General features: G+C 46.0%; 11 protein-coding genes. 3 read left to right on the top strand and 8 right to left on the bottom strand.

Going from position 1 to position 10,605, the window contains the following annotated elements; translation table 11 throughout:
* Window positions 1-32: 32 nt before the first annotated feature.
* Together LEPTO7376_RS23065 and cysS are read right to left on the bottom strand one after the other, a co-directional pair.
* Window positions 33-485 carry a nitrate reductase associated protein gene (locus tag LEPTO7376_RS23065; RefSeq protein ID WP_015136399.1) on the bottom strand — a complete coding sequence of 151 codons (453 nt, stop codon included), beginning with the start codon at window positions 483-485 and terminating at the stop codon, window positions 33-35.
* A gap of 36 nt (window positions 486-521) precedes the next feature.
* Entirely contained in the window at window positions 522-1,946 is a 1,425-nt protein-coding gene (gene cysS / locus LEPTO7376_RS23060; RefSeq protein ID WP_015136398.1) for a cysteine--tRNA ligase, read from the bottom strand.
* An 83-nt stretch (window positions 1,947-2,029) separates the two neighbouring features.
* Here cysS and LEPTO7376_RS23055 point away from each other — a divergent pair, with 83 nt between their 5' ends.
* A complete protein-coding gene (locus LEPTO7376_RS23055) occupies window positions 2,030-2,611 on the top strand; it encodes a hypothetical protein (RefSeq protein ID WP_160148563.1) in 582 nt (193 codons plus the stop codon).
* A 523-nt stretch (window positions 2,612-3,134) separates the two neighbouring features.
* Window positions 3,135-3,416: a Uma2 family endonuclease gene (locus tag LEPTO7376_RS23050; protein ID WP_051188852.1), complete on the top strand. Its 282-nt coding sequence runs from the start codon at window positions 3,135-3,137 to the stop codon at window positions 3,414-3,416.
* A gap of 46 nt (window positions 3,417-3,462) precedes the next feature.
* Here LEPTO7376_RS23050 and LEPTO7376_RS23045 read toward each other — a convergent pair whose 3' ends face one another.
* Genes LEPTO7376_RS23045 through LEPTO7376_RS23030 form a run of 4 tightly spaced genes read right to left on the bottom strand, consistent with a single transcriptional unit; the run spans window position 3,463 to window position 5,911 of the window.
* Complete coding sequence (locus tag LEPTO7376_RS23045; protein ID WP_015136395.1) at window positions 3,463-4,137, bottom strand: VOC family protein; 675 nt, start codon at window positions 4,135-4,137, stop codon at window positions 3,463-3,465.
* A gap of 30 nt (window positions 4,138-4,167) precedes the next feature.
* Window positions 4,168-4,917 (bottom strand): SDR family NAD(P)-dependent oxidoreductase, encoded by a 750-nt coding sequence (locus LEPTO7376_RS23040; RefSeq protein ID WP_015136394.1) that lies wholly within the window; start codon window positions 4,915-4,917, stop codon window positions 4,168-4,170.
* Between the two features lie 5 nt (window positions 4,918-4,922).
* Window positions 4,923-5,315, bottom strand: coding sequence for a RidA family protein (locus tag LEPTO7376_RS23035; RefSeq protein WP_015136393.1), 393 nt, complete (start codon window positions 5,313-5,315; stop codon window positions 4,923-4,925).
* The gene (locus LEPTO7376_RS23030; protein ID WP_015136392.1) at window positions 5,312-5,911 is read right to left on the bottom strand and encodes a DUF6151 family protein; all 600 of its coding nucleotides are present in this window, start codon (window positions 5,909-5,911) and stop codon (window positions 5,312-5,314) included. Before LEPTO7376_RS23030 ends, LEPTO7376_RS23035 begins: the two co-directional genes overlap by 4 nt.
* 190 nt (window positions 5,912-6,101) lie before the next feature.
* On the opposite strand from LEPTO7376_RS23030, the gene LEPTO7376_RS23025 reads away from it, so the two are divergent.
* Window positions 6,102-8,168, top strand: a complete 2,067-nt coding sequence (locus tag LEPTO7376_RS23025; RefSeq protein WP_015136391.1) for an NACHT domain-containing NTPase — start codon at window positions 6,102-6,104, stop codon at window positions 8,166-8,168.
* Window positions 8,169-8,282: 114 nt separating this feature from the next.
* Here the strand turns inward: LEPTO7376_RS23025 and LEPTO7376_RS23020 are convergent, their stop codons facing one another.
* Window positions 8,283-9,662: a cytochrome c biogenesis protein gene (locus LEPTO7376_RS23020; protein WP_015136390.1), complete on the bottom strand. Its 1,380-nt coding sequence runs from the start codon at window positions 9,660-9,662 to the stop codon at window positions 8,283-8,285.
* A gap of 114 nt (window positions 9,663-9,776) precedes the next feature.
* Window positions 9,777-10,517, bottom strand: a complete 741-nt coding sequence (locus LEPTO7376_RS23015; RefSeq protein WP_015136389.1) for a cytochrome c biogenesis protein CcdA — start codon at window positions 10,515-10,517, stop codon at window positions 9,777-9,779.
* Window positions 10,518-10,605 lie beyond the last annotated feature (88 nt).

Raw genomic sequence — 10,605 nt, 5'->3', positions numbered from 1 at the left:
TATTCAATGTAGTTCAGTTTTTGGCGATCGCCTCACGAAATCACACCAAATTCTTTTAGAGCTGGCACAAAATTATGGTTCTCATGACTAGGGCGACTCAGCTTAATCAATGCAAACCGTTGTAAATCCGTTAAACCTTGCCACTGCGCTGCTGAAATTTCGACATCACAAGACTCAGCCTTTTCAAGGACTTGCACGGGAATATCAGTTTGTTTCCAGAGGGGATTAGATGGAATCTCTAGGACTTTTGCTTTTGCGCCGCTCTTCGTTTCGATGAGAGTTTGCAAAGCATGGTGATAGGCTTGTGCCTCCTCAGCAGTACCGCAAGGCATGTCAACAAACCTTTGCTTTTCGGCATCGTCGAGTTTGCCCCAGTGCTCCAATTTCATTTTGACGCCGGAAGAATCGAGCTTATAGCGCATTACCATCGGTATACAGCGCATCGACTGAATAAAATCCTGCTCAAATTGAAAAAATTGCGTCATCGTTTCCGCCCTACTCTGCAAGCCTATTTGATTCGTTTAGCCACGACGCCATTCGGTTAAGCCGCCGGGTTTGTCAATCAAGATGATGTTATTGTCCACCAAAAGATCTCGCAGGCGATCGCCCTCAGCATAATCCTTATTGGCGCGGGCATCTTGACGCTGTTGAATAAGGTCTTGAATTTCCGCATCGTTTAAACCATCAGTTGTTTCTGTTGTTTTTTCAGTGGCAACAAAACCGAGAACATCGGCTAATTCTTTGAGCGTTAACCAAACCGTCGCCAAGATTTCGGGATGTTGTTTAAATTGACCCTCATGCACCAAAATATTCTTTTCTTTGACGAGTTCCTTCGCCAATTCAAATAGCACGGCTAAACCCCCAGAGAAATTGAGGTCTTTATCAACAATGTCCTTAAACTTCTGGAGAATGCCATCATCAGCAGTAATGCCATCGGTATTAAGCTGTTCACCAAAGAGTAATGCTTCGTTCAGTGTTTCCCAACCTTTAGTCGCAGCTTGCAATGCCTCATCCGTAAAATCAAGGGGCTTAGAATAGTGAGCCTGCAAGATAAATAACCTTACTGCCATCGGGTCATGGGTTTTCAACAAATCGCGGATAGTAATGAAGTTGCCGAGGGATTTGGACATTTTTTCACCCCCAACTTTCACCATGCCACTATGCATCCAGTATTTTGCGAGAGGCTGACCTGTGGCGGCTTCGGACTGGGCAATTTCGTTTTCGTGGTGGGGGAACATCAAATCGCTGCCGCCCACATGGATATCAATGGTTTCACCGAGGCGATCGCGCACCATGGCCGAACATTCGATATGCCAACCGGGACGGCCTTTACCCCAAGGGGAATCCCAAGCTGGCTCTCCTTCTTTTGCTCCTTTCCACAACGCAAAATCAAAAGGATCTTCTTTCTTAGGTGCTTCGGGATCTTGATCATCAACGCGGCCACTGGCTCCGGCTTGCATATCGTCTAATTTGCGGCCAGATAGTTTGCCATACTCCTCAAATTTCCGCACCGAATAATAAACATCCCCCTTGGAAGCATAGGCAAATCCCTTAGTCTCTAGATCTTGGATTAATTTCTGAATGCCATGGACGCAGTGGGTCGCGCGGGGATATTCATCAGCTGGTTGAATGGATAATGCCGCCATATCTTCGTGATAGGCATCTATATACTTATCGGACACCGCTTCCATAGAGCTATCTTCTTTACGGGCGCGGTTGAGAATTTTGTCGTCAATATCAGTGAAATTCTGAATATATTTCACGTCGTAGCCAGACCATTGCAAATAACGGCGTACCACATCCCAGCTCATACAAGTACGCGCATGGCCCAAATGGCAATAGTCATAAACCGTGATGCCACAGCAATACATCCGCACCTTACCCGGTTCAACGGGTTCAAAGGGTTCGGAGCGTCGATTGAGGTTGTTGTAGAGACTTAGGGTCATGGCGATCGCCGAAAAAGTGCAATTATTTGTAAAGTCTGATTTTAACCCATGGTCAACCATGACTCACCGCATCAAAATTCACATTGGAGCCAATTCCCGATTTCAATTTAATGGACATCACACCAACCATTCGAGTTAACGTAATCAATCAATTTAATCAAAATGACTTTGCTGTTATTTCTAAAGCAAACCAGGATGATATGCCGAAGAATTGGCAATGTAATTGGACAGAATTATTTGCAGGCTTAGAAGAGGAATATTATGAAGGCATGCTTAAGATTGAACATCGTAGCTCTCTGCTGGGTTTAGTCAAATTTGCTTTATACCCAGACCCTCCGGAACAAGTAGAATTCGTAGAAATCCTCAACCTAGAAGCTGTTTCCCGTAGCTATCGATCCGCTAACCCTATTGGGCAATGGTTAGTGTGGTATGTTTGCCACCTTGCTATACAGTACTGTCCCCATGGCTCGGCCACTCAAATTCTGTTCCTCACATCAGTACATGATGCTTTTGAATATTATCGCGATATAATCAAAATGGAATACATTAGTGAATCAAGCCTAGGCCCCGGAGAAGACGGTTACGTCTTTAGATTCAAAAGGCAAGATGCAATACAGTTCTGTAACATCTTAGAAGAACTCTATGGAAGCCCAACTCTTTTATAAAACTGAATTTAGTTTCTATCAAACTCTCGACCCAGGAAATACATTGCTTCTGTCTAACTTCAGGCATGCAAAGAACAGTATTGCAATTGAACCCTGTGTCATCACTTGTAAAACACCGAGAGGGCTTACACGTCAAGAACGATATCAACGAATCAAAGCACTTATGCAAAGATAGTTTGCCTGTTGACAACAGACCATACCCATGATAAGCTGCTAAAAAATATATTTTTTAGCAGCTTATCATGGGACGAAAGACACCCAAAGATTTGAGCAGTAATTATGCCAAGCTCATGGTCTCTGTTCCCACTTTCTGAAAAATGTTGATGGAAGAAGAGTTTAGAATCGGTTGTTAAGCATCGTTTATGAAAACAACCCCAACTCAGCCTTTTCATTTCCTAGCTCTTACGAAATTTGTTGGTTTGTCTGAAGGTTGTATTGCCTGTGAATGCAAGGGCTGAGTGGACATGATTGATTCTTAGTCCCAGATGTCACTTAATCTTATTTCTCTGAAGCAAAATTGTCCGTGATAAACCTCAATGGTGGGGCTTTTTTAGTTTCGCCAGAGTTAGTGTTGAAAATTTCGTCGCCGGGTCCATCTTTTGATGAGATGGCTCAAAAAGCTCTCGATTGTCTTGCGGCTGGCGTAGCAAGGGTCTGGATTGTGAGCGATCGCCAACGCAGTTTAACGATTTTCGCGCCAGATTCTGCGCCGATGACTTATCAAAATGATCAGCCAATTCAAGATAGTTTGTTTCCCAAGCTGAATTTCACAATTAACGAGTTATTTAAAAAAGCCAAAATCTAAGTCTATTCATTATTTTTATCATCGATAATTTTTCAAAAGAGAGAGATTAATAGCGGAAAATCAATGGCAGTTGCGGTTGAAAACCAGTTATTTTATGCAGCGCTAAATTATCAAATGTAAGCGTTAAACAAGGCTCTTGACCTTGCTCAAAACCGACGAAATTCAGCTCTTGCAACATCTGTAATGCTGGCGATAAAGCTTTATCTTGCGGCAAAACAATCGACACCTCACTAATTTCTCGGAGATTATTAGGATGCTCCAGAGGTTGACGTTTTTCAGAAGGGGCAGCATCTGGACGTGTCGAGTGAAAAGGCATCACAAAAATCAAAGGTTCATGGGGATAGGTGAGCGCAATATCAAATTTCAAATGAGGCGGTAAATAGGGTGGTCGAAACTCCCAAGTTTCAAACGGTAAATCTACATTTTGAGCATCGATTTTCGGCGCGTATCGTAACCCAAGACCAAAGGGCGAATAACCGCTCTGACGATAGTTAGAGCGAGCGAGAAATTCTATCGGGGCAATGTTGGCTGTTTGGGTTTCTGCCGCATCTCGAACCCATAGAAATTCCAGCATTAAATTATTGAAAAAGAGGCGACGATTGGCTGTACCTTGGCCGGGGTGAGTATTGCGAGAGCCTTCGAGAAAGCCCAAATCCATTACGGCATCGGCTTCGGGGGCATCGGTTTGGGTCAAAATAAAAATGTGGTCTAATTCCAGCACAAGCTACCTCGTCTTCGTAAATGCAGATATTTATGTGAGATTGAGTCCGCCATCGGAAAGCATAATTTCGCCCGTAATGTAGTGACTCGTGATCAACATAAAAGCGACTTGGGCAATTTCTTCTGGCTGTGCACCACGACCCATTGGCGATCGCCTAGCCCAGAGTTCCCGTGCGGCTGCCCAATTTTTACTCATCGGTGTATCGACTAAACCGGGGGCGATCGCATTGACTCGAATTTCAGGAGCCAAGTTCAGGGCAAGGAGTTTTGTTATGTGGTTTAGCGCCGCCTTGCTTGCCGAATAAGGAATTGACGCTCCTTTCGGACGGATGCCTGCATGGGAACTAATATTCACAATACAACTGGGGCAGTCTGGCGTAGAAGCTTGACGTAAGGCGGTTTCTGCTTCGGTGATTAAAGTCCAAGGGGCAATGACATTCACTTCATATATGTTCCGCCAAATTTCCGGTGTTGCCGCTTTCAGATCGGCATGGGGAATAGTTGCAGTGGTACCTGCATTGTTCACCAACACATCAAGACGGCCATAGCGAGCAATAACTTTTTGGATAAGCGCACGAGTCTGGTTTTGATCTGCTAAATCCGCCTGAAAATAAGTTGCATTCGGGTAAGTACTCGCAAGATTTTCACCAGCCTCCACTGAAGATTTGGAGTGAAAAACCACAGTGAAATTCTCTGCTGCTAATCGTTCGGCGATCGCCTTCCCGATACCAGAGGTTGAGCCTGTCACAAGGGCAACTCGATTTGTTATGTTTGCTGCCATCACGATTAATTCTCTGCTGTCTGAATAATAGTTGCATCGATTTCGACCAGCTGATTTTCGTATCCTAAAGCCGCAACTCCCAACAGCGTAGCGGGCGGCACATTATCCTCAAACCACGCCGTTACAATTTGCCACGTGTCCGCCAAATCCTGTGGATTGCCCACTACATAAACCGTGAGTTTGCGAATATCAGTTTTACAAAAACCATGCAATGTGATTAAGGTGCGGAGATTTTGCAGACATTGCCTAGCCTGAGCCGGGCGATCGCCAATCCCCACAAGGTTACCCACACTATCATGGGGCACTTGTCCCGCCACAAATAGTTGCGCCCCAACTTTCTGAGCATATTGATAATTTGCAGTGGGTGCTAAACCCGCATCTATTTCATCGCTATTCATGATTCGGTGGACATGAGTTTCTCGTATTCTTCTGAACTGAGAACCGTTGGGGTGGCGATCGCCTCTCCAGATGCTGCATCAAACATTGGATTTTGTTGATAGCTACCGTCCAATCTTCCTTTGAAAACCATCAGTAGATTTCGGGCGATAGTGATAAATAAACCTTTCGATTTTGGTTTCGGTTCCCCGATAGCAGCATCGGTATTGACATAACAGGATTTTTCTCCAAAAGCTTTGTCAAGACTGGTTTCGCTCGATTCTAAGCAGTTATGGACTATGCCAATAAATGGCAGTTTATGGTTGGGAAGGGTATTGCCAATCGGAGTGTTGCAACAGGATGCATACCACCGCAATAGACCCGTTTCACTGAGTTTCATGCAGGCGAGATTTTCGATGCCTTCAGAAAAAGAAAGGTATTTCGGGTGAGTTTGGACAATATCGGTGCCACCCTGACTATCCAAAACATCACCACCTTTACCGAGGAAATGGGCGAAGGCTTGGCAATCTTTGCAATAACATTTGAGACGATGGGTTGCTTTAGGATTGGTGAGTTTGCCTTTTAGACAACCGCACTGGCATTGGATTGGATAGCTCATTTTCCGATAACTCCACAAGCTCTTACCGGAGTTATAGCGCAGGTTTTTGGATTCGGCTTTGAGGGTTCAGATCCCCGACTTCTGTAATGTAAGAGCAATTTAACTGTTGAGCCTAGTAAAAGAAGTCGGGGATCTAGCGACACTAAATGACAACAAGTACAATGACAGGAAATTTTGCTGTTTGCTTTTAATGTCCTTCACTTCTGCTCTAGCTCTGTTGCTTGAAATCCAAATACCGGGAAGTATTCAAGATCTTTGGGCTTGGATAATGGAAAATCCGAAGGCTGTAATCACAGGTATTACTGTCGTTGGTGCGGCGATCGCTGGTGTGTTGACCTTTTTTGATAAGCAGCTAAAGGTCGTGTCTTCGATTATGGAGACTTGGCGGGGGATATGGAATAAATCTACTCCTTCTGAGACTGTGGCATCTTCAGCAGATCTATCTGGGAGTCGCGCCAAGTTATTAAAAGCGTTCCAAATCAAGCTAGGAAAACGTCGGCGGGATGTGCTGGAAAAAGATCAGCTCATTGCACTAGAGTATGACTCTCGTCCTGAGGAAGTGGGTATCTATGTGCCACCGCAACCAAAACCAGAAGAACCATCTCAGACAGCGAAACGGGATTATTTAGCGCAGTTGCAGAGTTTAAATCCTTTACGCTTATTGACTCGTCCTAAAGAAGATCCTGTAGAGTTGCCACCCCAAGAAAAGATGATCGATGTCTTTCAGCGGGAGAATGGACGACTCTTTATTCTCGGTGCGCCGGGGTCGGGGAAAACAACGACTTTATTAGAACTGGCTCAGGAACTGCTCGCGACAGCAGAGGCAGATGAGCAAGCACCTGTACCGATTATTTTTGAGCTATCGAACTGGAAGGAGAATAAACAGTCCATCGAGGAATGGTTGGTCGCGCAGTTAAAGGAGGAATATTATGTCCCCCTTGAGGTGGGGCAACTGTGGCTAAAGCAGCATCAAATTTTGCCGTTGTTGGATGGTTTGGATGAGCTGAGGGAACGGCTAGCGCCTTGTATAGATCGCCTAAACGAATTTTTGCCGGATAGTGAACCGGATCGGCAGGTGGTGGTCTGTTGTCGGAAAAAGGAATATCAGGAGCTGGGTAAGGATAAGCTACGTAGCCTAAATGGGGCAGTGGAGTTGCAACCGCTGAGCGATGGGCAAATTCAAGGGTATCTCACCGCAGTTAAACAGCCGAGTCTCTGGGAACGGGTGATCAAACCATCGGCAAAGCTGGCAGAATTGGCGCAAACGCCGCTGATGTTGACGGTGATGGCGGTGGCATTGCCCAATCAACCCTCAGCAACTCAGCTTGAGGAAATCTTCGAGGCTTATATCGAGGCGCGGTTTAGGCGATATGAGGTGGAGCATAAAGGTGGACTTCTCTATAGTCGTCGTCAAACTCGCCAATACTTAGGGCGGCTAGCGAAACAACTAAAAGCAGAAAATAAAACAGCTTTTCTAATTGAGCAAATGCAGCCAAAAACATGGTTGCAAACAAGACAACAAAAATTTTTTTACAGGCTGATTGTCGGGCTGATTGTCGGGCTGATTGTCGGGCTGATTGTCGGGCTGATTGTCGGGCTGATTGTCGGGCTGATTGTCGGGCTGATTGTCGGGCTGATTGTCGGGCTGATTTTAGGGCTGATTTTAGGGCTGGATGATATTGAACCTATTGAAATTCTTGACTTTTCTTTTGAGCGCGTAGCGCGAAAAGATTTTTTTCAAAAACTGATTGTCGGGCTGATTGTCGGGCTGATTTACGGGCTGATTGTCGGGCTGATTGTCGGGCTGATTGTCGGGCTGATTGTCGGGCTGATTGGAGGGCTGATTGGAGGGCTAAAGAGTGATATTACGATCCGAACAAAACCCAATCAAGGCATTATTGCCTCTGCCAGAAACAGCTTTATCCTGACAATTTTTGGTGTAGTTTTAGCCGGTCTTTTACCGCTGGGTCTGAATGCTTTACTTCCCAATGTCATATCTGATCCAGAAGAAATTTCCAACATCATTAACGCTAGTCAAGCAATGGCAATTCTTGCTCCTCTATTCTTGAGTGGTGGTTTTGCATTGATGCAGCATTTGGCTTTGCGGGTGGTGTTATGGCGTAGCGGCGCGACTCCCCATGACTATGCCGCTTTCCTTCAGTACACCTCTGAGTTGCGTTTAACCCGACAGACTGGCGGTGAGTTTCGTTTTTTCCATGACCTATTGCGGGAGCATTTCGCTGAGGGGTCTTCATAGCACTATTGCCTCCCTTTCGAAGGGAGGTGCCGAAGGCGGAGGGATTTTCAGTAGGTCTCGCAACGAGCGGAGGATCCCCCCTAGCCCCCCTTTGTAAGGGGGGAACTGGAATCACTAAACCGTTTGGGCGGTGGTGGATTTAGTTTTATCGCTGGTGGATTCTATTTCGTTGATGATTTCGAGGAGTTCTCGCTCGAAGGTCACTTGAGCACGATTGGTTTTACCGCCAAAGTAGAAGCGATCGCCGTCCTGTAGTGCCCAGACTTGGGAATAGGAAACGTAGCTCATCACCACACCGACCATCACGAGGAAAAAGCCTGTATAAACGATGGGGACGCCGGGGTCAGCTTTAATCTGTAACCCTGTGCTGCCAATCAATTCGACGAGATTGAGATTAATTCCATCAACTTCGATCGCCTCACCTTCTCGCACAGCACCCACCAGTTCACCTTGCGCATCATAGACGAGGGCACTACCTTGTAAATCTTGTAGGAGAACGGAAACACCTGTGCTCATATCCGTCGACGTCGGCACCCATGTCCCCCAAAGCTTTGCGCCATTTTTTGTAGGGATTTGGGCAACGGGCAATTGGAAAATCGGGCTATTGTTTAGCTTTACTTTTATCCCGGCGATCGCCCAACTAGTTTGATAGAAGGTAATGCCATCAAAACGCAGCGGATGATTGACTGAAATGGTGCGGCGGTCTAACTCATGACCCGTATCGTCAACGACCGTCAAATCTGAATAAAATTGGTCGATGTCACCATTCGGTGTGTAGTCAATCCAAAACCGATTTACATTCACCGACCACGGGCGATCGCTATTCGCAAAACGACCCGCTTCAAACACATTATTTACTTTGAAGTTGACACCGCTTGGAATCATTTCCTGCGCCATAAACCCACCGAAGGCCCCAATAATTGAGCCAACAAGCGTCACAATCATGCCGATGTGCACAATGATCGGGCCAATCCGTCCAGCCATCCCTTTATTTGCATAGAGCTTTTCACCTTCGCGAGCAATCTTGTAGCGTTTTTTCTCAAGGTATGGCGTTAGGGTATCAAGGGAACCTTGGTTTAATTCAGTACTGAGGGCAAGCTTTTTAAATTGACGAGCTTTGCTGTAATAATTCCAGTTTTTCGCAGCTTTGAGGGCAGGCAGTTGACGGCGGAATGTGCAGGCCACCAAACTTGCGCCAAAGGTCACCAACAGCGACACATACCACCAAGTTGTGTACACATGGTCTAGACCCATGCCCAGCAGCACTTTCCACGTGAGAAAACCAAAGAGGGCAGGGTCTTCGGGATAGTTCGCTTGGTAAGACGCTAAACCAGCATTTTGATCGATGACCGTGCCAGCAATACTAAAGACTGCGATTAAAAGTAAAAGGGCGATCGCCAACTTGAGATTTGCAATCCACTTGAGGCCTTTACGCCAAAGCTTTTGGGGAAAAGTATTCCAACTTGAGTTTGCCGGAGAATCAGATGCCGTCATGGGGTGTCTTTGCGCACTAAAGGTTTTGAGTCGTTTCGTTATGTTCTTTGAGTTGAGATCCCTCCGGCTTCGCCACCTCCCTTCATAAGGGAAGCAATGAGGAATCTGGACTATCTAGGATAAACCGATGGGCAGGCGAATGAGTAGGGAAAAAATGCCAAAGCCCACTAATAAAGCACCACTAACCGGGTTAATCCAGCCCGACCATTGTCGCAAAGAGAGGAGTTTTTTGAGAGAGGCGGTAAAAATCCCGGCGATTAGCACAGGCATCACATAGCCGAGGGTATAGGCCAAAAGTAGACCTCCACCAAGCACCAAATCATGGGTCGTACTCACCCAAGCCAACAATGTCGCCAAAACTGGGGTACTACAGGGCGATGCCACTAAACCAAAAGTTAAACCAACGAGATAAGCACGCACTCCTTGCGGCAAATCATTGGTAATCCAATCTGTTGCGCCAATAGAGGGAAATTGAATCTGGATAATCTCTAGCAAATTTAGTCCCATCACAATGGCGATCGCACTGACCACTATCGGTAGACCAATGCCAATCTGCCCATAAATCTGACCAAAGCCCGCCGCCACAATTCCTAAAGCTGCCAATGTTGTTGCTAAACCAACGGTAAACCACAGCGATTGAAAAATAGTTTGGGAGCGTGTTTTCTCCTCTGCGCCACCAATATAGCCAATGGTGATCGGCAACATCGACAGCGTACAAGGGGTCAAACTCGTCAGTAATCCCGCCCCAAATACCAGAAAAATACTCAACACACTCCAGTGCGTCAATTGCTGATCTACGAGGCGATCGCCCCACTGCTGAAGTTGATAAAGTTGCAGACTGAGAGATTCCAGCATCATGCCCAAAAGAAAAACTGTTAGCTATTGTATCGAGTTTTCCTGTGGCAATTTTGTGACTGATTCAAATTGAGCGGCTAGAGGGGAT

It is taken from the genome of [Leptolyngbya] sp. PCC 7376 (assembly GCF_000316605.1).
In the GTDB taxonomy this organism is placed as follows: domain Bacteria; phylum Cyanobacteriota; class Cyanobacteriia; order Cyanobacteriales; family MRBY01; genus MRBY01.
The sequence above is the reverse complement of the archived record's forward strand: the minus strand, read 5'-3'. Positions and strand labels throughout refer to the sequence as shown.